At 73.3% G+C, this 21,314-nt stretch carries 21 protein-coding genes; 11 read left to right on the top strand and 10 right to left on the bottom strand.

Annotated features, from left to right (window positions below):
• Positions 1-92 precede the first annotated feature (92 nt).
• From GV126_RS21400 to GV126_RS21390, 3 genes are all read right to left on the bottom strand, one after another.
• Entirely contained in the window at positions 93-1,886 is a 1,794-nt protein-coding gene (locus GV126_RS21400) for a DUF3492 domain-containing protein (protein WP_159669292.1), read from the bottom strand.
• 281 nt (positions 1,887-2,167) lie between these two features.
• Positions 2,168-3,244, bottom strand: coding sequence for a DUF3152 domain-containing protein (locus tag GV126_RS37335; protein ID WP_328707345.1), 1,077 nt, complete (start codon positions 3,242-3,244; stop codon positions 2,168-2,170).
• A gap of 716 nt (positions 3,245-3,960) precedes the next feature.
• Entirely contained in the window at positions 3,961-4,959 is a 999-nt protein-coding gene (locus GV126_RS21390) for an alpha/beta fold hydrolase (protein ID WP_159669287.1), read from the bottom strand.
• 185 nt (positions 4,960-5,144) lie between these two features.
• On the opposite strand from GV126_RS21390, the gene GV126_RS21385 reads away from it, so the two are divergent.
• The 5 genes from GV126_RS21385 to GV126_RS21370 all read left to right on the top strand — a co-directional run bounded on the left by GV126_RS21385 (position 5,145) and on the right by GV126_RS21370 (position 7,128).
• Complete coding sequence (locus tag GV126_RS21385) at positions 5,145-5,375, top strand: Rv3202a family protein (protein ID WP_159669284.1); 231 nt, start codon at positions 5,145-5,147, stop codon at positions 5,373-5,375.
• 45 nt (positions 5,376-5,420) lie between these two features.
• On the top strand, positions 5,421-5,576 hold the full coding sequence (locus tag GV126_RS35870; protein WP_185948007.1) for a hypothetical protein: 156 nt from the start codon (positions 5,421-5,423) through the stop codon (positions 5,574-5,576).
• Positions 5,573-6,220 (top strand): TetR/AcrR family transcriptional regulator, encoded by a 648-nt coding sequence (locus GV126_RS21380; protein WP_028420425.1) that lies wholly within the window; start codon positions 5,573-5,575, stop codon positions 6,218-6,220. The genes GV126_RS35870 and GV126_RS21380 overlap by 4 nt, the downstream gene beginning before the upstream one ends.
• A 158-nt stretch (positions 6,221-6,378) precedes the next feature.
• Positions 6,379-6,606, top strand: a complete 228-nt coding sequence (locus tag GV126_RS21375) for a DUF3107 domain-containing protein (protein WP_028420426.1) — start codon at positions 6,379-6,381, stop codon at positions 6,604-6,606.
• Between the two features lie 252 nt (positions 6,607-6,858).
• Complete coding sequence (locus GV126_RS21370) at positions 6,859-7,128, top strand: hypothetical protein (RefSeq protein ID WP_159669279.1); 270 nt, start codon at positions 6,859-6,861, stop codon at positions 7,126-7,128.
• A 160-nt stretch (positions 7,129-7,288) separates the two neighbouring features.
• On the opposite strand, the gene GV126_RS21365 is transcribed toward GV126_RS21370, so the two are convergent.
• Positions 7,289-8,035 (bottom strand): ferritin-like fold-containing protein, encoded by a 747-nt coding sequence (locus tag GV126_RS21365; protein WP_159669277.1) that lies wholly within the window; start codon positions 8,033-8,035, stop codon positions 7,289-7,291.
• Positions 8,036-8,430: 395 nt separating this feature from the next.
• Between GV126_RS21365 and GV126_RS21360 the strand changes: the two genes are divergently transcribed.
• Both GV126_RS21360 and GV126_RS21355 read left to right on the top strand, forming a co-directional pair.
• Positions 8,431-10,773: a DEAD/DEAH box helicase gene (locus GV126_RS21360; RefSeq protein ID WP_159669274.1), complete on the top strand. Its 2,343-nt coding sequence runs from the start codon at positions 8,431-8,433 to the stop codon at positions 10,771-10,773.
• 131 nt (positions 10,774-10,904) lie between these two features.
• Positions 10,905-11,840, top strand: a complete 936-nt coding sequence (locus GV126_RS21355) for an alpha/beta fold hydrolase (protein ID WP_159669272.1) — start codon at positions 10,905-10,907, stop codon at positions 11,838-11,840.
• 42 nt (positions 11,841-11,882) lie between these two features.
• On the opposite strand, the gene GV126_RS21350 is transcribed toward GV126_RS21355, so the two are convergent.
• Positions 11,883-12,791, bottom strand: coding sequence for an NYN domain-containing protein (locus tag GV126_RS21350; RefSeq protein ID WP_419796075.1), 909 nt, complete (start codon positions 12,789-12,791; stop codon positions 11,883-11,885).
• 226 nt (positions 12,792-13,017) lie between these two features.
• Between GV126_RS21350 and GV126_RS35865 the strand changes: the two genes are divergently transcribed.
• On the top strand, positions 13,018-13,170 hold the full coding sequence (locus GV126_RS35865) for a DUF8834 family protein (protein ID WP_185948010.1): 153 nt from the start codon (positions 13,018-13,020) through the stop codon (positions 13,168-13,170).
• 131 nt (positions 13,171-13,301) lie between these two features.
• Here GV126_RS35865 and GV126_RS21345 read toward each other — a convergent pair whose 3' ends face one another.
• From GV126_RS21345 to GV126_RS21335, 3 genes are all read right to left on the bottom strand, one after another.
• A complete protein-coding gene (locus GV126_RS21345) occupies positions 13,302-13,907 on the bottom strand; it encodes a MarC family protein (protein ID WP_028420431.1) in 606 nt (201 codons plus the stop codon).
• A gap of 224 nt (positions 13,908-14,131) precedes the next feature.
• Positions 14,132-14,989 carry a PHP domain-containing protein gene (locus GV126_RS21340; RefSeq protein WP_159669269.1) on the bottom strand — a complete coding sequence of 286 codons (858 nt, stop codon included), beginning with the start codon at positions 14,987-14,989 and terminating at the stop codon, positions 14,132-14,134.
• A gap of 138 nt (positions 14,990-15,127) precedes the next feature.
• Positions 15,128-15,769 (bottom strand): DUF6758 family protein, encoded by a 642-nt coding sequence (locus GV126_RS21335; RefSeq protein WP_159669266.1) that lies wholly within the window; start codon positions 15,767-15,769, stop codon positions 15,128-15,130.
• 180 nt (positions 15,770-15,949) lie between these two features.
• On the opposite strand from GV126_RS21335, the gene GV126_RS21330 reads away from it, so the two are divergent.
• Entirely contained in the window at positions 15,950-17,179 is a 1,230-nt protein-coding gene (locus tag GV126_RS21330) for an MFS transporter (protein WP_159669264.1), read from the top strand.
• A 165-nt stretch (positions 17,180-17,344) separates the two neighbouring features.
• Here GV126_RS21330 and GV126_RS21325 read toward each other — a convergent pair whose 3' ends face one another.
• Complete coding sequence (locus tag GV126_RS21325) at positions 17,345-17,941, bottom strand: suppressor of fused domain protein (RefSeq protein ID WP_037752965.1); 597 nt, start codon at positions 17,939-17,941, stop codon at positions 17,345-17,347.
• A gap of 576 nt (positions 17,942-18,517) precedes the next feature.
• Here GV126_RS21325 and GV126_RS21320 point away from each other — a divergent pair.
• Positions 18,518-19,633, top strand: a complete 1,116-nt coding sequence (locus tag GV126_RS21320) for a magnesium and cobalt transport protein CorA (RefSeq protein WP_159669261.1) — start codon at positions 18,518-18,520, stop codon at positions 19,631-19,633.
• A gap of 22 nt (positions 19,634-19,655) precedes the next feature.
• Entirely contained in the window at positions 19,656-20,171 is a 516-nt protein-coding gene (locus GV126_RS21315) for a hypothetical protein (protein ID WP_159669259.1), read from the top strand.
• A 107-nt stretch (positions 20,172-20,278) separates the two neighbouring features.
• Here the strand turns inward: GV126_RS21315 and GV126_RS21310 are convergent, their stop codons facing one another.
• Entirely contained in the window at positions 20,279-21,037 is a 759-nt protein-coding gene (locus GV126_RS21310) for a hypothetical protein (RefSeq protein WP_159669256.1), read from the bottom strand.
• Positions 21,038-21,314: the final 277 nt, after the last annotated feature.

The following is a 21,314-nucleotide window of genomic DNA, read 5'->3' as shown; positions in this document are numbered from 1 at the left end:
CCGGGGTGTGCGCTCCGGTGGCTCCGGATGCTCCGGACGCTCCGGATCGGACGGTGGTCATCTGGTCTTCTCCTTCAAGTCCTTCGGGTCCTTCAGGTCCCTCGAGTCCTTCGGTCCTTCAACGGGGTGGGCGCGGGTCCGTCGGGGGGCGACGACGGACCCGCGCCCACGCCCTTCGCCGCCCCCGCCGAGGCGGCACGGGCGGCCGGGCCGGTCCAGTGACCGGGGACCTGCGCCTCGGCGGGGGCGGCGAAGGGCAGCGGTGCGCCGGCCGCGTCCAGCAGGACGCGCCGGACCGGGCAGCGCGCGACGATGTCGAGGTACATGCCGTGGAACGCCTCGATGTTCTGCTCGACCGTGAACAGCTCCAGCGCGCGGGCGCGGGCGGCCGCGCCCAGGCGCGCACGGCGCTCGGGGTCGCGCAGCAGCGTCATGCACGCCTCGGCGAGCGCCCGCGGGTTGCGCGGGGGCACGACCAGTCCGGTGCCGCCGATGACCTCGACGACCGCGCCCACGTCCGTGGAGACGGTGGCGCTGCCGCAGAACATGGCCTCCACCAGGCCGACCGGGGAGCCCTCGACGACGCTCGACAGGACGACCACGGCACCCGCCGCGTACGCCTCGGCGAGGGTCGGCGCCTCGGGCCCGCCGACCTCCTCGAAGGAGACGGGGTTGTCCCCGACGGTGGGCGGCCCGTCGGCCTCGTCCGGGAAGAGCTGGGCGGCCAGCGCCCGGCAGTGGCCCAGATAGGCGGGCGCGTCGGGGCCGTGGGCCGTGCTCAGGATCCGCAGCCGCGTCTGCGGTCGCATCCGGTGCACCGCCGCGAAGGCGTGCAGCAGGGACACCAGGTCCTTGGCGGGCTCGACCCGGCCCACCCACACCAGCGTGTCGGGGTCGGCGGCCTGCGGCGCCTCGCCGACCTCGGCGAACGGGCCGGCGTCCATGCCCGGGTGGACGGTGCGCAGCCGGGCGCGGTCCGCGCCGCAGCGCTCCTGCCAGCGGCGGGGGTGCGCGTTGCCGTGGGTGCCGACGGCCGCCTGCCGGTAGATCTCGCCGGCGAGCCGGCCGTGGAAGGCGCCGAGCAGGGCGCGTACGGCCGGGGCGGTGCCGTCGGCGCCGGTGGCCAGGTAGTGCGCGCGCAGCGGCACGCCGTACTCGGTGACGAGCAGGGGGACGCCGCAGAAGTGGCGGGCGAGGAGACCGGGCAGGGCCGCGGTGCCGCCGGCCGTCGCGTGGGTGAGGTCGGCCGCGCCGAGACCGTCGGCCTCGTGCCAGTCGAGCGAGAGGGGGCGCAGGGCGCGCTCCAGATGCCCGGCGACCGCGAGCAGATCCGGCACGCGCGCCTCGCGCGCCTCACGCAGCGCGCCGGGCGCACGACAGGCGCGTTCCCATGTGCGTACGGCGCTCTCCGAGCGGAGCGCGTTCGCCAGGCCGCCCTCCTCACGGGCGAGTTCGGCCAGGCCGTACAGGGCGTTGGCGAAACGGTCCGCCTGAGCATCCGCCCCGCGCCCGCCCGGGCCGTCCTGGCCGCCCTGCCCGTCGTGGTGATCCAGGTGATCCGGGTGATCCAGGTCGTGGCCGCCGTCCCGGTCCCCCGCCCCGGTCAGCACCGCCGCCAGCTCCCCGTAAGCCTCGGTGAAGCGCCGGCGCGCACGCCGGCCGTACCGCACGCCGTCGTCCTCGGCCGTCCACAGCGGTGCCGTACGGACCCGGGCGACCTGGTCCGGCAGCGGCACCCAGCCCTCGTCCTCCTGCTGCCGGCTGCGGCTGAGCGCGTAGAGGTCGAACTCGTGCTGTCCGAGCCCGCGCACGAGCCGTTCGCACCAGAGTCCGGCGTCACCGCTCACATACGGGTAGCCACCCTCCGTCACCAACCCGATGCGCACGTGTGCACCTCCGCTCCCTCTCGCCTCTGCGTCGTGTGGGGAGCCGCCGTCGCGCCGGCGGCTCACAGCGGGACGAACGTATGCGGACATGCCGGTGGTGCGACGGACGGTTGTCCATCGCACCACCAAAAGGGGTGAACGGTCGTGACTTTCCCGTGCGGCGCGCGTTCGGACGCGCTAGCAGATCACCGTGCGCACGCACCGGCGGACACCGGCGCAGACCGGCGCGCGCACCGGCGCCCGGCGCGGAGGCCGACGCGGGGGCCGGCGCGGGCGGCCGGTCAACTCTCCGGGTACGGCCAGGGATTGGGCAGGCAGTGGATCCCGTCGTGGTCGAGGAACTTCGTCTGCTGCTGCATGACGGGCGCCAACGCGCCGTCCTTCTGGCACATGACGTGGTTGTGGCCGAGCCGGTGCCCCACCTCGTGGTTGATGAGCATCTGCCGGTAGGCGTAGATCCTGTCGCCGTACGTCTTCGAACCCTGCGCCCACCGGTAGGCGTTGATCATCACGCGCGGCGTGGCCGCCGAGTCGCAGGAGACGTTGTCCTCGGTGGTGTCCAGGCCGGACTTGGCGCACCAGGCGGCGGTGGTGCCCGGACTGGCCAGCGTGATCACGAAGTCGGGCGTGCCGGTGGAGACGCGCTCGAAGGTGCGGGCACCGTCGTGCGCCCAACTGCGGTCGTCGTTGAGGGTCTTCTGCACGGCGTCGGCGAAGAGCTGCCCGTCGAGACCGAGCCCGAGTTCGACGTCGACGCGGTAGGTGTACTTCCGCCCCGTGCCGGGCGCCTTCGCGGAGCCGGGGACCACCTCGAACCTGCCCGAGCCCTTGAACGTGGGACTCATGGCGTACTTGGTGCTCATCTTCTGGGCGTACGTCAGCTTCGGCGCGGCCTGCGCGGACGCGAGCGCACCGGCATCCGCGCCCTTCGCGCCGTCCGCGGCCCGGGCGTCCCGGGCCTGGTCGGTGGCCGTCTGCGCGTGCGCGTCGGAGCGGTCGTCGGCGACCTGGCCGGCGACGATGACGGCGAGCACGGTGGTGACGGCGGCGGCCGCGATACCGGTGAACGTGCGCCCCTTGCTGCTCCTGCCCGGTGCGGGTGCCCCGGCGGCCGGGGCACCTCCCTCGGCACCCTCACCACCGCCGCGCCGGCCGTCCGGGGAGACCGCCGGTGCGGCGGGTGCGGCGCCCGGGGGGACCTGGGAGGCGGAAGACGTCGAAGAGGCCGGGGAGACCGCGGGTGCGGGGTGCGCGGCGCCGCGGGAGCGGGGTGCGAAGACGCCCTCGTCGCCGTCGAAGGCGTCGAGGTAGTCCTGTCGCGGTCCACCGGCGGGCGGCGCCTGCCGCTGCCGGGGCATGGACGGCGCACCGGATCCGGCGGCGGAACGGGGGCCACCGGGCCCCACCGGCCCCCAGCCGCCGCCTGGTTCACGCTGCTCGGGATGCCCGCCCCGGGCCTGCGGCACCCCACCGGCGGGAGTGCCCTCCGGCACCCGGGGACCACCGTGCGCCCGGGGGCTGTCCCCCGCCCGCGGAACACCGCGCGCCGGAGTCCCGTCCGGAAGGCGAGGCACCCCCCCGCCCGCCGTCCCGTCGGGAAGGCGAGGCGCCCCCTGAGCCGGAGTCCCGTCAGGCAGGCGCCGAACACCGCGCGAGGGCGTTCCGCCAGGCACCCGCGGAACACCGTGCGCCGGGGTGCTGTCCGCCGCCCGCGGAACACCGCGCGCCGGAGTCCCATCAGGCAGACGAGGCACTCCCTGAGCCGGAGTCCCGTCCGGAAGGCGAGGCACCCCCCGGCCCGCAGTCCCGTCGGCAAGGCGAGGGATCCCGTGCGCGGGTGTTCCCCCGGGCAGGCGCGGGGCTCCCTGAGCCGGGCCCGCGCCCGGCCGTCCTTCGCCGTCCGGCCGCCCTTCGCCGTCCGGCCACCCATCGAGTGCCGTGGCGTCCCGGGGCTCGCGGGGGCCCCTGCGGCCCCGGCCGTCCCCTCCCGCAGCTGTCTCAGCTGATTCGGTTGTCTGCGCGGTCTCGCCCTTCGGGGCGGGGCCACGGCGGCTGTGGCGTCCCACGCGCCCTCTCAGCCCCCCATGCTCTCGTCGGTGTCCCCGTCTTCGGCCCGCGGGCCCGCCGTCTCCGCCAGCAGTTCCCGGAAGGCGGTGGCCACCGTCTCCGGGTACTCCATCATCGCCACGTGTCCCGCGTCCGGCAGGGTCAGCAGGCGCGAGTCACGGAAGGCGCGGGCCGCCCGCTGGGCCATGCGGAAGCCCACGAGCCGGTCCCGGCCGCCGTAGATCAGCAGCGTGGGCGCGAGGACCCGTTCGGCCTGGCGCCACAGCCCGTGCTGGCCGCCCAAGGTGTACGCGTCCACGATCCCGCGCGCCGAACGCGCCATCGCGTCCCAGAAGTATGGCAGTTGCAGCCGCCGTTCCATCTCCTGGACCGCGTTGCGGAATCCCTCGGGCGTGACCCGCGACGGGTCTCCGTAGCACAGGGCCATCATGCCGCGCACGCGCTGCTCGGCCGTCCACTCCCGGGTGAGCCGGGTGAACAGGGTGACCACGCCGGGCAGGGCGAGCAGCGCGGTCGGCACCGCCGTGCGCTGCACGCGCAGTTCGGGCAGCGCGGGCGAGACCAGCGTCAGCGTCCGTACGAGGTCCGGGCGCAGCGCGGCGACCCGCGTGGAGACGGCACCGCCGAGGGAGTTGCCCACCAGGTGGACCGGGCCCTGGCCGCAGGCGTCCAGATAGCGGATCACCGCGCGCGCGTGCGCGGTGACCGAGTAGTTGCCGTCGTCCGGAGGCGGGGAGTCACCGAAACCCGGCAGGTCGACCGCCTCGCCGTCGACGGTGTCCGCCAGCTGCGCCATCAGCGCGGACCAGTTCTGCGAGGAGCCGCCGAGCCCGTGCACGTACAGCGCGCGGGGCAGGCCCTCGCGCGCCGGCGGCCGGGAGCGCACGGCCAGGGTGATCCCCGGCAGCCGGACCGAGCGCAGTCGCTCCCCCTCCTCGACCCCGACGGGCGCCACCCTGGGAAGAACGTTGGCGGGCGGCACGGAAGGCAGCTCGGTCGAAGACATGCGGCAATGTTACGAGACGATCACGCAGTGGTTCATGTGTTCGCCATCACACGTTGCGTCCGCGGGTTGTGGCGTCCACATCGGGTGTCTCCTACGCTCGTACAGAGGGCACCCGATGTAGCCCCTGCTCCTCCAGGGACATCACAAGGACGTGCGCAGGGACGTGCACAGGAAGGGAGCCCAGCATGGAATTCGACCCCACCGATCCGGAGACGTTCGAGGGCGAGGCGCCGGAGAGCGGGAACGCCGCGGAGATCGCCGTCGAGGCCCCGGAGGGCGACGCCGCCGAGCAGCACGCGGACATCGCGCCGGAACACGACGACCCCTTGACGGATGTGGACCCGGCCCGCGGGAACGAGGCCGATCTCGTCGAACAGGCCCGCGTGGTGTCCCTCGACGAGGACGACTACCGGTGACGGGCGGCTCGCGGGACCGCCGCTGAGCAGCGACGGAGCGCTCGTATGCCCGGTCTGGACCCGTTCGAAACCTTGAGCAACGGTTTTTTCACCGTCCGGTACGTGAAATTCTGCGCTCGCACCGCGCACAGTACGGTTACCGAAAAGTACGATGGCGGCGCGGCGCACACCGCACAGGGACGACTTTGGGAGGCGGCGTGACAGCCATCGAGCAGACAGAGGCGGCACGCCCGCGAGGTACGCGCCTGCCGCGCCGTGCCCGGCGGAACCAGCTGCTGGGCGCCGCCCAGGAAGTCTTCGTGGCGCAGGGCTACCACGCGGCCGCGATGGACGACATCGCCGAGCGCGCCGGCGTCAGCAAGCCGGTGCTCTACCAGCACTTCCCGGGCAAGCTCGACCTCTACCTCGCGCTGCTGGACCAGCACTGCGAGGCGCTCATCCAGTCCGTGCGCAGCGCGCTGGCGTCGACCACCGACAACAAGCAGCGGGTGCGGGCCACCATGGACGCCTACTTCGCGTACGTCGAGGACGACGGCGGCGCGTTCCGGCTGGTCTTCGAGTCGGACCTGACGAACGAGCCCGCGGTGCGCGAGCGCGTCGACAAGGTCACGAACGAGTGCGCCGAGGCGATCTGCGACGTCATCGCCGAGGACACCGGCCTGTCCCGGGCGGAGTCCATGCTGCTCGCCTCCGGGCTCGGCGGCCTCGCCCAGGTGGTGGCCCGCTCCTGGCTGCACAGCGACCGCAGTGTCCCGCGCGACCAGGCGGTGCAGCTGCTGACCTCCCTGGCGTGGCGCGGCATCGCGGGCTTCCCGCTGCACGGCAGCGAGCAGCAGCACCACTGAGTTCTCCCACCCGGTGGTCCCTTCCCGCGGGCCGTTCCCGTGCGCTGTTCGCTCCTGGCGTGGGGCGGCGCGGCGTACGGGTCGCCTCACCGGACTAATGTGTGCTGGGTACGGCGCGGAAGGCCGCGCACTTCACTGACCGTCGGAGGGACATAGCCGTGGAGGTCAAGATCGGCGTGCAGCACGCGCCCCGCGAGATCGTTCTGGAGAGCGGTCAGAGCCCCGAGGAGGTCGAGCGGGCGGTGGCCGAGGCGCTGACCGGCTCGACCAAGCTGCTGACCCTCGTGGACGAGCACGGCCGCAAGGTGCTGGTCCCGGCCGAGCGTCTCGCCTACGTCGAGCTGGGCGAGCCCGCCCCGCGCAAGGTGGGCTTCGGCGCGCTGTAGTCCGCGCCGCGGTACGAGTGACGGGCGGGGTTCCGCCGGCGGTGGCCGGTGGGGCCCCGCCCGTCGTGTGCCCGGGGCCGTCCTGCGCCCAGGCCCCTCGTGCGCCCAGGCCCGCCGTCGCCGGTCGCCCGGACCCGCCGCGTGTCACAGGCGGCGCACGAACAGCCCACAGGGGAGGGTTGCATTCCGCAGGTCAGGGGTAATGACGGGCTACGACCGTCCGGCACCGGCCGACCGCCTGGGAGGGACCTCATGTTCTTGGAAACGTCCGGCTCCGCCGTGCTCGGTCTGCTGCTCGGCTGGGCCGCGTTCCACCGCCTGTCCCATCGGCTGCCCTCCCGCCTGCTGGTGCTGTCGACGGCCGTCGCGGGCGCCCTCTTCGGCGGGTTCGTCACGCACAGCGCGCTGGACCCCGCCGGCCTGCTGCCCAGCCTGCTGGGCGCGGCGGTGGTGTCGGCCGCGTCCCTGTCGCTGCTGCTGCGCCCCGCGCGGCGGCTGCGCAGGCACTCCGCGCCGGCCTGATCCGCGGCGCGGACAGCCGCGAACACCGTGCGGCACAGCGAACACCGTGCGGCGACAGCGGACACCGCAGCGCCGTAGACGCTCCGGCTCCGGCCGGGACCGGCCGGGCCACCCCCGACCGGACCGGCCCTTGCTCGGTTCGTCGTGGCAGGCGGCAGGACTACGCCGCCAGCCCCAGCGCCGCCATCCGCTTGGTGTGCGCCTCGGTGATCCGGGAGAACATCTTGCCGACCTCGGCGAGGTCGAAGCCGTCCGCGACGCCGCCGACGAGCATCGTGGACAGCGCGTCCCGGTCGGCCACGACCCGCTGCGACTGCGACAGCGCCTCGCCCATCAGCCGCCGCGCCCACAGCGCGAGCCGGCCGCCCACCCGCGGGTCGGCCTCGATGGCGGCGCGCACCTTCTCCACCGCGAAGTCGGCGTGCCCGGTGTCGGCGAGGACGGCGAGGACCAGCTCGCGCGTGTCGGAGTCCAGGCGGACGGCGACCTCCCGGTAGAAGTCGCTGGCGATCGAGTCGCCGACGTACGCCTTGACGAGCCCTTCCAGCCAGTCGGAGGGCGCCGTCTGCTTGTGGAAGCCGTCGAGCGCGGCGACGAACGGGTCCATCGCCGCGGTCGGCTCCGCGCCGATCTCCGTGAGCCGGTCCCGCAACTGCTCGAAGTGGTGGAACTCCGCCGACGCCATCTTCGCCAGCTCCGCCTTGTCCGCGAGGGTGGGCGCCAGCTTGGCGTCCTCCGCGAGCCGTTCGAACGCCGCCAGCTCGCCGTACGCGAGCGCGCCGAGCAGGTCCACGACAGCGGCCCGGTACTGCGGGTCCGCGGCGGCACTCGCCCAGTCCTGGGCGGCGATCTGGGTGCGTGCGGCGGGGGCGTCGGGGGCGTTCTCAGGCGTGTCAGGGCTCGTCATGCAGCGCACAATAGCCCGCCCGTGGCACCCGGGACGTACCTGCTCAACCAGTGTGACGACGACTACGTGACCAAATCGGCCATCGCGTGTGCACCGATCCGGGGTATGGTGGTAATGCGCCTGCTGGGTACGCCGACGTATATCGACGTCCCCTGACAGGGCGCACGCATGAGGATGCCCGGTCGGTGGCCCGATCGGCTCCGACCCGACAGCCCTCCCTGGCCGTACGTCAGTGTACGTACGACGACCGGAGGGACACCCTCAGCGGTACGAGCGCTAGAGCGTCGGCTGTGGTCCCGTGCCACACGGCCCGCCCGCGTGGGCGGCCCACGTCCCCGGCACGGTCACGCGACACGACCCCCGCGCTCGCCTCGCGCCGCGCACACAGAAGAGGCATGACCCTGACTACCACGTTCCGAGACCTGGGGATCCTCCCCGAGACCGCCGAGGCCCTGGAAGCCGTCGGCATCACCACACCCTTCCCGATCCAGGAGATGACGCTGCCCGTGGCCCTGTCGGGCACGGACGTCATCGGCCAGGCCAAGACCGGCACCGGCAAGACGCTCGGCTTCGGCCTTCCGCTGCTGGAGCGCGTCACCGTCCCCGCCGACGTCGAGGCCGGACGCGCCACCCCCGAGGCCCTGACCGACGCCCCGCAGGCGCTGGTCGTCGTCCCCACCCGCGAGCTGTGCGTGCAGGTCACCAACGACCTGCTGACCGCCGGCAAGGTGCGCAACGTGCGGGTCACCGCGATCTACGGCGGCCGGGCCTACGAGCCCCAGGTCGAGGCGCTGCAGAAGGGCGTCGACGTGGTCGTCGGCACCCCGGGCCGCCTGCTGGACCTGGCCGGGCAGAAGAAGCTGGACCTCAAGCACGTCAAGTGCCTGGTCCTCGACGAGGCCGACGAGATGCTCGACCTGGGCTTCCTGCCCGACGTCGAGAAGATCATCGACATGCTGCCGGCCAAGCGGCAGACCATGCTGTTCTCGGCCACCATGCCGGGCGCGGTGATCGGTCTGGCCCGCCGCTACATGTCCCGGCCCACGCACATCCGCGCCACCGCGCCGGACGACGAGGGCGCGACGGTGGCGAACATCAAGCAGTTCGTCTACCGGGCGCACTCCCTCGACAAGCCCGAGATGATCGCCCGCATCCTGCAGGCCGACGGCCGCGGCCTGGCGATGATCTTCTGCCGGACCAAGCGCACCGCCGCCGACATCGCCGAGCAGCTCCAGCGCCGCGGGTTCGCGGCCGGCGCGGTCCACGGCGACCTCGGCCAGGGCGCCCGTGAGCAGGCGCTGCGCGCCTTCCGCAACGGCAAGGTCGACGTGCTCGTGTGCACCGACGTCGCCGCACGCGGCATCGACGTCGAGGGCGTCACCCACGTCATCAACTACCAGTCCCCCGAGGACGAGAAGACCTACCTGCACCGCGTCGGCCGCACCGGCCGCGCGGGCGCCAAGGGCACGGCGATCACGCTCGTCGACTGGGACGACATCCCGCGCTGGCAGCTGATCAACAAGGCGCTGGACCTGGACTTCAACGACCCGGTGGAGACGTACTCCAGCTCCCCGCACCTCTTCACCGACCTCGGCATCCCCGAGGGCACGAAGGGCGTCCTGCCCCGCTCGGAGCGCACCCGCGCCGGGCTGGACGCGGAGGAACTGGAGGACCTCGGCGAGACCGGTGGCCGCGGTGGCCGCGGGCGCGCCGGCCGGGGCGGGCGCGGTGAGACGCGGCCGGCCGACCGGGACCGCGACCGCGACCGCGACCGCGACCGCGAGCGGGAACGCTCGGCACGCACGCCGCGCCGTCGCCGGCGTACGCGCGGCGGCGCGCCGGTGGACGCCGGCCCGGCGGCGGGTACGACCGCGAGTACGGCCACGGAGGCCGTGCCGGCCGAGTCCCCGTCCACCGAGGAGCAGGCCCCCACCCGCACCCTGCGCCGGCGGCGCCGCACCCGCAACGGTGTGCCGACCGCGTCGGCCGCACCGGCGGCACCGGTGGCGGAGCCCCAGCAGGCCGCGCCCGTGACGTCGGCGGAGCCCGCCGCGCAGTCCGCTGAGCCCGCGGCGTCCGCCGCGGTCGTGGCGGAGGCGCCGGCCCCCGAAGCCGCACCGGAGGCCCCGGCGAAGCCGCGCCGCCGCACCCGCAAGGCAGCGGCGGCCACCGAGACCCCCGAGGTCCCGACCCAGGCACCGGCACCGGAAGCGACCGCACAGGCCGCCACCGACACGGCCGAGGTCGCCGAGGCCAAGCCGAAGCGCACCACCCGCAAGAAGGCCGCCGCGGCAGCGGAGGCACCTGCGGACACCGCGCCCGAGGCCGCCGAAGCAGCCGAGGCCAAGCCCAAGCGCACCCGCAAGAAGGCCGCCGCCACCCCGCCGGCGGAAACCACCGCCGTCGAGGAGACCGAGACCAAGCCCAAGCGGACCCGCAAGAAGGCCACCGCCACCGCACCCGAGGCCCCGGCCACCACCGAGGACACCGCGGAGGCCAAGCCCAAGCGCACCACCCGCAAGAAGGCCGCCGCGGCAGCGGAGGCACCCGCGGACACCGCGCCCGAGGCCGCCGAAGCAGCCGAGGCCAAGCCGCGGCGCCGTACGCGCAAGGCCGTCGCACCGGCCGCCGGGGCGGAGATTCCCGCGCAGGCCACCGGTGAGGCGGAGGCCGAGGCGAAGCCGAGGGCGCGTCGCACCCGGAAGACGGCGGTCGCGGTGGAGTCCGCGGACGCCTGATCGACGCCACGCGCACGCCGCCGGCCCGGTCCACCCTCGTGGGGGACCGGGCCGGCGGCGTTCCGGCGCGTGCGGTGTCGTACCCCCTGCGCCGCTCGGCGCGCCCCCGGCGCGCCCGATAGCCTCACCGCATGAGCAGGCCCCCGACCTTCGTCCCGCCCCCCGGCGCCCGCGCCTACCGGCTGCGCACCGCACGCGGTGAGTTCGCCGTCGTGGACGCGCCCGTGGCGCCCGGCGCCGAGCCGCGCGGCACCGCGCTGCTGTTGCCGGGGTTCACCGGCAGCAAGGAGGACTTCAACCCGCTGCACGCCCCGCTGGCGGCCCGCGGCTACCGGACCGTGGCGGTGGACGGCCGGGGGCAGTTCGAGTCGGACGGGCCGGCGGACGACGAGTCGGCGTACGCGCAGGAGGAACTCGCCCGGGACGTCCTCGCCCAGGTCGAGGCGCTGGGCACCCGAGTGCACCTGGTGGGCCACTCCCTGGGCGGGCAGATCGCCCGCGCGGCCGTGCTCCTGGACCACTCCCCCTTCCGCTCGCTCACCCTGATGGCCTCAGGCCCGGGGCAGATCTCCGGCTCGCAGCAGCAGCGCGTGAAGCTGCTGCGGGACGCGCTGAAGGTGATGACGATGGCCCAGGTGTGGGACGTCATCCAGGCCACGGAGCCGCCCGAGGACGCCGACACGGGCTCCGGGCCGGACAGCGCCGCGCAGGCCGGGGGCACGCTCGATCCCGGGCTGACGAACGCGGAGGACCTGCGCCGCCGCTGGCTGGGCAACAAGCCCGCACAACTCCTCGCCACCGGACGCCAGTTGTGCACCGAGCCGGACCGGGTCGCGGAACTGGCCGCACTGGCGCTGCCGTTCCACGTGCTGTCGGGGGTGCGGGACGACACCTGGCCGGTGCCGCTGCTGGACGACATGGCCGTACGGCTCGGGGCCCGGCGCACGGTCGTCGACGGCGCCGAGCACTCCCCCAACTGCGACCAGCCGCTCGCCACCGCCCGCGCCCTGGCCGACTTCTGGGACGACACGGCAGGGTCGGACCCCGGGGCCGGCCCTGGGGCCTAGCTCCCGCCCCGGGTCCAGGTCACGCCCTCGTCCCCGTACTGCCTAGTACTGCGCCTGCAGGTGGTCCCAGAAGCCGTCGCGCAGGGCGCGGCGCAGGTCCGCCTGGCCGCGCAGCGAGTACTGCAGCACGCCCTCGGCCTCCACCAGCAGGTCCTGGTCCACCGAGCCGGGCAGGTAGGGATGGCCGGGCAGGAGTTCGACCACGGTGTCCCGGCCGCGCTCGGCCAGCCACTTCGCGGCGATCTGCGCGCCCACGAACCGCACGTCGTCGCGGGTCGGCCGGGCGGTGCCGGCCGGGGCGTAGGTCGCCGCGGTGCGCCGGGAGACGTACGGCTTGAAGAAGTCCAGGTCGAGGGTGCGCTGGCTGTCGACCTCCCACAGCAGCGGCTCGGCCTGGTTGCGGCCCTCGGGGGCCTCGATGCCCCACAGGTGGACGCGGGCGCCGTAGCCCTGGGCGGCCTCCACCGCGGAGACCAGGTCCTCGTCACCGCCGAGCAGGGCCGCGTCGCTGATCGCGCGGTGCCGGGCCAGCGACTCCAGGTCGCTGCGGATGAGGGAGTCCACGCCCTTCTGCTGGTTGTTGGCGTTGAGGTTGCCGAGGCGGACCTTGACGTCGGGCAGCTCGGCGATGGACTGCTGCTCGGCGGTGTGGATGCGGCGGCGAGCGCCGTCGTACCAGTACACGCGCAGCAGCCGGCTGTCGGCGAAGGCCGTGCAGGCGCGGTCGATGAGCGCGGCGATCAGACCCTCGGCGTCCAGATCGATGGCGCGGCGGTCCTCCGTCCCGGCGACGAGCCGGCCCACGGCGGCGTACAGGTACCCGGCGTCGACGAAGATCGCATGGGTCGAGGGTGTCTTGGCCACCTCGGCGAGCATGCGTTCCAGCAGCTCGTTCGTGCGGTCGATGCGGGCGGCCAGCGCCGCGTGGTCCTCGTGCATGCCCTCGTTCATCTCCTCCATTGTCCCGGCGGTCACGCTGTGAACACAACCGGTCTCGATCGGTCGAACCGAGGTCACTGAGCGGCCACTGGTTAGCCGTTCGAAAAATTTCTTTAGCGTAGGGAATGTTTCAGGTCCATAGTGGGTTGATCCCTGTGGAACGCGGGACACGGAAGCCCCGCGTTCCCCATCACCAGTAATTCTCCGCAGGAGGATGACCAGACGAAGGGAGAAGCCTGTGCGCTTCGAGATCATGCGACTCGACCACGTCAACGGCACGACCGTGGACAGCACCGTCGTGGACGCCGCCTCCGTCAACCAGATCGTCCAGCAGGCCGCCGCGATCGGACAGCGGCTCTGGATCCGGCCGGCCGACACCCCCGCCTCATAAGCGACGGGCTCCGCCTCAGCAAAGCTTCGAAGCCCCCGTACGGCGCTCGCGTCGTACGGGGGCTTCGTGCCTGCGGGGGGGGTTCGTACCTGCGGGGACTTCCTGCCTGCGGCCGTGAGGCCCTCACGACCTCACGCGCCGTGGATCACCTGCGTGACACCGTTGATGATCTGCTGCACGGCGATCGCGGAGAGCATCATGCCCGCCAGCCGCGTCACCAGCACCACGCCGCCGTCCTTGATGACCCGGATGATCAGCAGCGAGTAGCGCATCACCAGCCACAGCACCACGTGGATGGCGAGGATCGCCGACCACACGGATATCTGCGCGGTGACGCTGTCGGCCTTCTGCACGGCGAGGATGACCGACACGATCGCGCCGGGTCCGGCCAGCAGCGGCATGCCCAGCGGGACCAGCGCCACGTTGACGTCCTTGGTCGCCTTGGGCTCCTCGTTCTTGCCGGTGAGCAGGTCGAGCGCGATCAGCAGCAGGAGCAGCCCGCCCGCGATCATCAGCGCCGGGACGGAGACGTGCAGATAGCCGAGGATCTGGTGGCCGAGGACGCCGAACACGGCGATGACTCCGCCGGCCACGCAGACGGCCTGGAAGGCCATGCGCCGCTGCACCTTGCCGGGGCGCCCGGCGGTCAGCGCGAGGAAGATCGGTGTGATCCCCGGGGGATCCATGATGACAAAAAGGGTGACGAACAGGGAGCCGAAGACGGCGACGTCGAACATGCGCGTGGAACAGCCTTGCGGAAGAACGTGCGGAAGGGGGGTGGTGAGGAAGGGCGTCCGCGGCCGCCGTCACCGTGCCGGCCGGCCGTACGGCCGCACGGGAGCGTGCGCACCGTACGCAGGTGCCTGCCGGTCAGCGGGCGGGGCGGGCGGACGGCACCGCGCGGGAGCCGCACGCCTGGCGGCGGACCGGTGGCGTGCGCGGGGACGCGCGGGGTGCGCGGTCAGGCTCCGCCGGTGCCCGGGACCGGGAACGCGCCGGTCGCGCGGCGGGTGATCTCCCCGTAGACCTCGGGGTCCGTGGTGAACGCGCCGAGCGAGACGGTCTTGCGGCTGCCGTGGTAGTCGCTGGAGCCGGTGACCAGCAGCCCGAGGTCCTTCGCCAGGCCGCGCAGGCGCGCCCGGGTGTCGGGGTCGTGGTCCATGTGGTCGACCTCGATGCCGTCGAGTCCGGCGGCGGCCATCTCCGCGATCGCGGACTCCGGCACCGTGCGGCCCCGCTTGGCGGCGGCCGGGTGGGCGAAGACGCACACGCCGCCGGCGCCCTTGACCAGCCGGATCGCCTCGAAGGGATCCGTCTCGTGCTTCTCGACGTACGCCCGGCCGCCGTCGGCCAGCCACTGGTCGGTGAAGGCGTCGCTCACGGTGGGGACGACACCGAGTTCCACCAGCGCGGAGGCCACGTGCGGGCGGCCGACCGAGCCGTCCCCGGCGATCCGGGCGACCTGCTCCCAGGTGACCGGGACGCCCAGCGCGTTCAGCTTGGCGATCATGGCCTTGGCGCGCGGGACGCGGTCGTCGCGGACCAGTTCGCGCTCGGCCAGCAGCGCGGGCTCGGTGGGGTCGAAGAGGTAGGCCAGCAGGTGCATGCTGACGCCGTCGAGCCGGCAGGACAGCTCCGCGCCGGTGACCAGGGTGAGTCCGGCGGGCAGCGCGGCCCGGGCCTCGTCATGGCCGCGGGTGGTGTCGTGGTCGGTCAGCGCGACCACGTCCAGACCGGCCGCGGCGGCGTTGCGCACCAGCTCGGCCGGGGTGTCCGTGCCGTCGGAGGCGGTGGAGTGAGTGTGCAGGTCGATGCGCACGAAACTGACTCCAGGCGGTGACGGGACGGACGGTGACACCCAAGGATAACGGCCGGCAGGGCATGCCCTGTCACAGCCGGACCCGGCCCGCACCCCCTACAGGAGGCGCGGCCCGACGTCCCTCGCCCGCAGGTCGCCTCAGGGGTGCAGCAGCCGCGGCGACAGCGCTCCGCAGGGCACCAGCTCCACCTCGGCGCCCGCCTCCCGCAGGTCGGCCAGCACCAGCTCGTCGTAGAGCAGCAGCCCCGACTGCTCGGGCCAGACCACCGCCCACAGCCACAGCCCGCAGGCCTCGCCGACGAAGACCGCGCGGTCGGCCGGCGTGCCGGACACGAGCCACAGCGGGGTCGGGCGGCCACCGGCGAGCACCTTGGCGTCCGGCGGTTTCTCCACGTCCAGGGAGGACCCCGGGTCGGGGCCGTCGATGCCGGCGTAGCGGGCGCCGAGGCCCACGCCGAGTTCCTCGGCGACCAGGATCAGCTCGCCCATGCCGCCGAGCGGCCCGGGACCGGAGCAGGCCACCGCGGTGGCCCGGCCGCCGCCGCGGTCGTCACCGGCGTAGGCGACCCCCGTGAACAGCCAGCCCACCGGCAGCGGCCAGGGCATCCACACGGGCACCTGCGTGCGGTGCACGACGACGTTGAGGGCCTCGACGCTGGGCGGGATCACGGGCTGCAGCGGATGCACCGTCCCATGCACATCGCACTGCCAGGAGTCGCTGAAGAGTCCGGGAGCCCTGACCCGGCCACCGCACTTCGGGCAACTCGGTTCGCCCCTCATAGGGCCCCACGGTCCTACCCGGACCGCGCCGCGTCAAGGACGATCACCCGTCCGGACGGAACGCCGGGGCGGAGCACCGACCGGGAAACTAGATGCGCCTTGCATTAATTAGCTGGCCTAACTTACTATGTGCATAAGCCAACCATTACAAGGTGCATCTCACCTGGATTGGAGCACAGCATGGGCGCCGACCCCCTCGACGCGGGAGCGGGCAGCATCCTGCGGCAGCCCAAGGCGGTCTGGGCGACGGCGGGCGCGTCCGTCGTCGCCTTCATGGGCATCGGTCTCGTCGACCCGATCCTGCCGTCCATCGCCAAGGGCCTGAACGCCACCCCCAGCCAGGTCTCCCTGCTGTTCACCTCCTACTTCCTGATCACCGCGATCGCCATGCTGGTGACCGGCTTCGTCTCCAGCCGCATCGGCGGCCGCAAGACCCTGCTGCTCGGCCTCGCCTTCGTCGTGGTCTTCGCCGCGCTCGCCGGCACCTCCGGCTCGGTCGGCCAGCTGGTCGGCTACCGGGCCGGCTGGGGCCTGGGCAACGCGCTGTTCGTCTCCACCGCGCTCGCGGTGATCGTCGGCGCGGCGGCCGGCGGCAGCGCGGCGGCGATCCTGCTGTACGAGTCCGCGCTGGGCCTGGGCATGGCGTGCGGCCCACTGGTGGGCGCGCTGCTCGGCAACGCCAGCTGGCGCTACCCGTTCTTCGGCACGGCGTTCCTGATGGCCGTCGGCTTCCTGTGCATCACGGCGTTCCTGAAGGAGCAGCCCAAGCCCGCCCGCAAGACCTCGCTGCTGGACCCGGTCAAGGCCCTCGGCCACGGCGGTCTGGCCTCCGCGGCGATCTCGGCGTTCTTCTACAACTACACGTTCTTCACGGTGCTGGCCTTCACGCCGTTCGTGCTGAACATGACGCCGTACAAGTCCGGCGCGGTGTTCTTCGCCTGGGGCGTGCTGCTCGCGATCTTCTCGGTGCTCGTGGCCCCGCGGATGCAGGAACGCTTCGGCTCGCTGAAGGTGCTCGGCGGCTCGCTGGTGCTGCTCGCCGCGGACGTGGTGATCCTCGGCTACGGCGACCACACCACGGCGGTCGTGTGCACCGTCCTGTCCGGCGCGTTCATCGGCGTGAACAACACCGTCTACACCGAGCTGGCCCTCGGCGTCTCCGACGCGCCGCGCCCGGTGGCCAGCGCCGGCTACAACTTCGTGCGCTGGTTCGCGGCGGCCGCCGCCCCCTACCTGGCGCCGAAGATCGAGGAGTGGAGCGACATCCACATGCCGTTCGTGATCGCGGGCGCCACCGCGGTCGTGGGCGCGCTGGTGGTCCTGGTGCGGCGGCGGGCGCTGCGGCACGAGGCCGAGGAACTCCAGCCGCAGCACACCACCGAGGACGGCGTCTCGGTCTTCGCCAACTGACGCGCCGTCGGGCCGCCGCCGGTGACATCGGTCACCCGCGGCGGTCCCGGCAGGCGGCCGTTCGAAGCGGTCGGCGTTGCCGGGGGACGGCAGGCGGCCGTCGGAAGCGGTCGCCCGAGGTCGGTCGGTGGCCGTCCTCAGCGGTCGGCGATCGGCCGTCGGCGGTCAGTCGAGCGGCACGGACCTGCGGGCAGGATCCCGCAGGTCCGTGCCGTGCGTCAGCCAGCGCTCCTGCAGCACCTGCGCCCCGTGCACGCGCTTGAACGCCGCCTCGTTCGGGGTCATCGGCAGCAGCGGCAGGAACCGCACGGGATCCAGCGGCTCGTCCAGCTCCAGGTCCTCCACCAGCCCGCCCGGCTCGGCCACCAGCACCGAGGTGAACGGGGCGCCCGGCCACAGCGGCTCGCCCACGTCGAGCGACGCGCCCGGCGCCACCACCACGCCCTCCACTTGCGGGGACGCCCCGAGCACCGCCAGCGGGCGCAGCACCTTGTCGGTGTCGGCGCGGCCGTGACGCACCGACAGGACCAGCTCGGCGCGCGGCCCCTTCACGGGGTCGGCGACCAGCGCCGTGGGGTCGGTCATGGGGTGGGCCGACATGCCGAGGGTGGCGTAGCGGACGATCTCCCCCTCCTGGTCCTCGTCCCGGAAGCGCAACACCTCGATGCGGTCCGTGCCGAGGAAGGTGACCGCCGCGCGCGCGTCCGGCTCGCCCAGCGCGGAACGCAACCGGGCCTCGACCAGAGGAAGAACATCAACCATGCGGCGAGCATAGAACTCGTCAGCAGCGGGCAAAGCGGCACCTTGACACACCGGGCGGCTGATACTCTTACCCGGTGGTTCGGGGCGGCATGCAGAAGCATCGCGATCAGGCCCCGACGCCGAAGGAACTCCCTTACGAGGGACCGGCCGGAGGAGGTGGGGCTGTCATGGATCGAAGTCGACCGTGCAGTAGCACCCGCTCTTCCCGCCGCTGATGTAGCTGTCCTGGCTCCGGCTGACCGCCACCTCTCATCTGCGTGCCCCTGCGCGCGTCGAACGGAAGAGCACGTCGTCCGCCTGGTCGTCCGAACCGGTCGATCCGGCCGGCGCCTTAGGTCTGTCTGATCCGAATCAGTGACGAAGACCGTCACCGCGACGGTGCGGTGCTCCCCGCTTTGTGGACGTGCGAAACATCCTTCTTCCGCCGTCACCGGCAGAAGACCTTCCGCCCCGGGGGGCGGAAGACCTTCCGGCCCGCGTGCCCGCGGGTGGAAGACCCTGCAGGACGTCCTCATTCCGGGCAGTTCCAGCCGCCGCGCGGCGCCTCTTCGTCGCTCGTCGCGAAGGAGCCCTGCCATGTCCATGATCCGTGATCTGCGTGCCGTGGTCCGCCCGTCCCGCCCTGCGCCGCGCAAGGACAACGGCACCTACGACACCACCCGCGACCCGGCCACGCCCTCCGCCGTCGTCGACTGCGCCGTCTACCGCGACGGCGTGCGCGTGCAGACGGCCGCGCCGCTGTCGCCGCAGGAGGCCATGCGCGAGGTGCGGCGCGACGGCGGCTTCGTGTGGATCGGGCTGCACGAGCCGACGGAGGCCGAGTTCGCGGGGATCGCCACCGAGTTCGGGCTGCACCCGCTGGCCGTCGAGGACGCCGTCCAGGCCCACCAGCGGCCCAAGCTGGAGCGCTACGACGACTCCCTGTTCACCGTCTTCAAGACCATCCACTACGTCGACCACGACCAGCTCACCGCCAACAGCGAGGTCGTCGAGACCGGCGAGGTGATGTGCTTCACCGGACGGGACTTCTTCATCACCGTCCGGCACGGCGGCCAGGGCTCGCTGCGCGCGCTGCGCCACCGCCTCCAGGACGAGCCCGAGCTGCTGGCCAAGGGCCCCTCGGCGGTGCTGCACGCCATCGCCGACCACGTCGTCGACGGCTACATCGCGGTCGCCGCCTCGCTGCAGGACGACGTGGACGAGGTGGAGACCGAGGTGTTCTCCCCGGGCCGCGGCGGCACCCCGCGCGGCACCGACGCCGGCCGGATCTACCAGCTCAAGCGCGAGGTGATGGAGTTCAAGCGGGCGGTCTCGCCGCTGCTGCGGCCCATGCAGCTGCTGAGCGAGCGCCCGATGCGGCTGATCGACCCGGACATCCAGAAGTACTTCCGGGACGTGGCCGACCACCTGGCCCGCGTGCAGGAGCAGGTCATGGGCTTCGACGAACTGCTCAACTCCATCCTCCAGGCCAACCTCGCGCAGGCCTCCGTGGCGCAGAACGAGGACATGCGCAAGATCACCGCCTGGGCCGCGATCATCGCCGTGCCGACGATGGTGTGCGGGGTGTACGGCATGAACTTCAAGTACATGCCGGAGCTGCACTGGAAGTACGGCTACCCGGTGATCATGGCGATCACGGCCACGATCTGTCTCGGCATCCACCGCACACTCAAGCGCAACGGCTGGCTGTGAGCGGCCTCGTTACCCTTCTGCCATGACTAGCGAGCTGCTCGACCTGGCCCTCGTCGAGGAGGCCACCAAGAAGTCCGGCCTCATCTGGGTCGCGGCCCCGGGTGTCCCGGCCCGGCCCCTGTGGCACGTCTGGCACGCGGGCGCGGCCTGCCTGGTCGGCGACGGGCCCGGCGAGCAGCCGCTGACGCACCTGACCGACGGGGCCACGGCCGAGGTGACCGTGCGCAGCAAGGACAAGGGCGGCCGACTGGTCACCTGGACCGCGACGGTCGTGGAGCAGGCCCCGGGGTCCGAGGCGTGGCAGGAGACGGTGGCCGAGCTGAAGGGCAAGCGCCTGAACGCTCCCGACGGCGAGGCCGTCACCGAGCGCTGGGCCCGCGAGTGCCGCGTGGTGCGCCTGGAACCCACCGGGAGCACCGCGCCGCTGCCGGACGGCTCCCTGGCCGCGGCGCCGCTGCCCACGCCGGTGACGACCCGCCGGCCGGTGCCGGCCGGGCTGCCCCGGCTGCTGCTGAAGAAGCGCAAGCGGCGCGGATGAGCCGCTGCGTCTGACGGGCGGCGGGGCCTCGGGCGACGGCAGTCCCACGCGGCCGGGCCGACAAGTCGGCAGGGCGACGGAGCTACGGCGCGTCCCGCACCGCCCGGTCAGGAAGCCGGCAGCTGCTTGCCGTAGTCGACCGTCCGGCTCTTGTCCGGCTCGGCCAGCGGGACGCTCTTGTCCCACTCCGAGAAGGTCAGCGTGCCCGCGTCGCCCGCGCGCACCAGGCGCAGCGGGTAGGGCGTGCCCTTCAGGGAGACGTCCAGGGTGCCGCCGGTGCCGCCCGAGCCGGTGATGCGGATCGTGCGGACGCCCGCCTGCTCGTGGTGGCCGTCCTTGGCCAGCGTGCCGTGCAGCGTCAGCAGGCCGCCGAGCAGCACCTTCTTGTCGGTGAAGCCGCTGAACCGCTGGTAGGAGGGGTCGCCCTGCGGCACCTTGACGTACTTGCCGTCGAGCTTCTCGGCCGCCCCGGAGTCCTTGCCGTCTCCCTTCCCGCCGTCGGCGCGGCTCCAGAACGCGGCGTCCGCCTTCAGGTACAGCTGCTCGCCCACCCGCAGCAGGTCGAAGGTCGCCCCCTGCGAGGTGACCGACCCGGTGCCGCCGTCGGAGGACAGCCTCATGTCCAGCCGGTAGGTGCGGCCGTTGCTGACCACGTTCCCCGCCAGGCGGACGGAACGGGCCGCGTCCGCCGCCGCCCGGGTCCGGCTCTGGATCTGTCCGGCGGACAGCTTCCCCACCCCGTTGGTGCCCGCGTCCGGGTCCTGCCCCGAGCATCCCGCGAGCCCCGCGCCGGTGACGGCGGCCAGCGCGCACAGCGCGCCCCTCAGCGCGGCCCGGCGGATACGGCCCTGGGGAATCGCAGTCACAGGTGGCGCTGCCTTTCTGACGTGGGTCCGACGAGTCCGACGTGGGTCTGCCGGGCGTGAGCGACGTGGGCGACGCGGGCGAAAGGTGCGTCGGGTGCGACGGAGGACGCCCGATGCGGCGTACGGCAGCGTACCGGGGTCGGGGCAGCCCGTCGGAACCAGTCCGCCCGGGCGGCCGCCGGTCCGGACGGACCGCTCACCAGGGCGTACCGGAACGGAACGGACTAGCCTGAAGCGCACGTGAGTGGGCAAGCGGGAAAAGAAACCCATCCCACCC

Origin of the sequence: Streptomyces mexicanus (genome assembly GCF_902506575.1) — a bacterium.
In the GTDB taxonomy this organism is placed as follows: Bacteria; Actinomycetota; Actinomycetes; order Streptomycetales; family Streptomycetaceae; genus Streptomyces; species Streptomyces mexicanus.
The sequence above is the reverse complement of the archived record's forward strand: the minus strand, read 5'-3'. Positions and strand labels throughout refer to the sequence as shown.

What these genes read in the sequence shown, in the direction of transcription:
- GV126_RS37335 (WP_328707345.1), bottom strand. Translation starts at nt 3,244, where the DNA reads ATGCCCCGGCAGCGGCAGGCGCCGCCCGCCGGTGGACCGCGACAGGAC.
- GV126_RS21390 (WP_159669287.1), bottom strand. Translation starts at nt 4,959, where the DNA reads ATGTCTTCGACCGAGCTGCCTTCCGTGCCGCCCGCCAACGTTCTTCCC.
- GV126_RS21385 (WP_159669284.1), top strand. Translation starts at nt 5,145, where the DNA reads ATGGAATTCGACCCCACCGATCCGGAGACGTTCGAGGGCGAGGCGCCG.
- GV126_RS35870 (WP_185948007.1), top strand. Translation starts at nt 5,421, where the DNA reads ATGCCCGGTCTGGACCCGTTCGAAACCTTGAGCAACGGTTTTTTCACC.
- GV126_RS21370 (WP_159669279.1), top strand. Translation starts at nt 6,859, where the DNA reads ATGTTCTTGGAAACGTCCGGCTCCGCCGTGCTCGGTCTGCTGCTCGGC.
- GV126_RS21365 (WP_159669277.1), bottom strand. Translation starts at nt 8,035, where the DNA reads ATGACGAGCCCTGACACGCCTGAGAACGCCCCCGACGCCCCCGCCGCA.
- GV126_RS21360 (WP_159669274.1), top strand. Translation starts at nt 8,431, where the DNA reads ATGACCCTGACTACCACGTTCCGAGACCTGGGGATCCTCCCCGAGACC.
- GV126_RS21355 (WP_159669272.1), top strand. Translation starts at nt 10,905, where the DNA reads ATGAGCAGGCCCCCGACCTTCGTCCCGCCCCCCGGCGCCCGCGCCTAC.
- GV126_RS21350 (WP_419796075.1), bottom strand. Translation starts at nt 12,791, where the DNA reads ATGAACGAGGGCATGCACGAGGACCACGCGGCGCTGGCCGCCCGCATC.
- GV126_RS21345 (WP_028420431.1), bottom strand. Translation starts at nt 13,907, where the DNA reads ATGTTCGACGTCGCCGTCTTCGGCTCCCTGTTCGTCACCCTTTTTGTC.
- GV126_RS21335 (WP_159669266.1), bottom strand. Translation starts at nt 15,769, where the DNA reads ATGAGGGGCGAACCGAGTTGCCCGAAGTGCGGTGGCCGGGTCAGGGCT.
- GV126_RS21330 (WP_159669264.1), top strand. Translation starts at nt 15,950, where the DNA reads ATGGGCGCCGACCCCCTCGACGCGGGAGCGGGCAGCATCCTGCGGCAG.
- GV126_RS21325 (WP_037752965.1), bottom strand. Translation starts at nt 17,941, where the DNA reads ATGGTTGATGTTCTTCCTCTGGTCGAGGCCCGGTTGCGTTCCGCGCTG.
- GV126_RS21320 (WP_159669261.1), top strand. Translation starts at nt 18,518, where the DNA reads ATGTCCATGATCCGTGATCTGCGTGCCGTGGTCCGCCCGTCCCGCCCT.
- GV126_RS21315 (WP_159669259.1), top strand. Translation starts at nt 19,656, where the DNA reads ATGACTAGCGAGCTGCTCGACCTGGCCCTCGTCGAGGAGGCCACCAAG.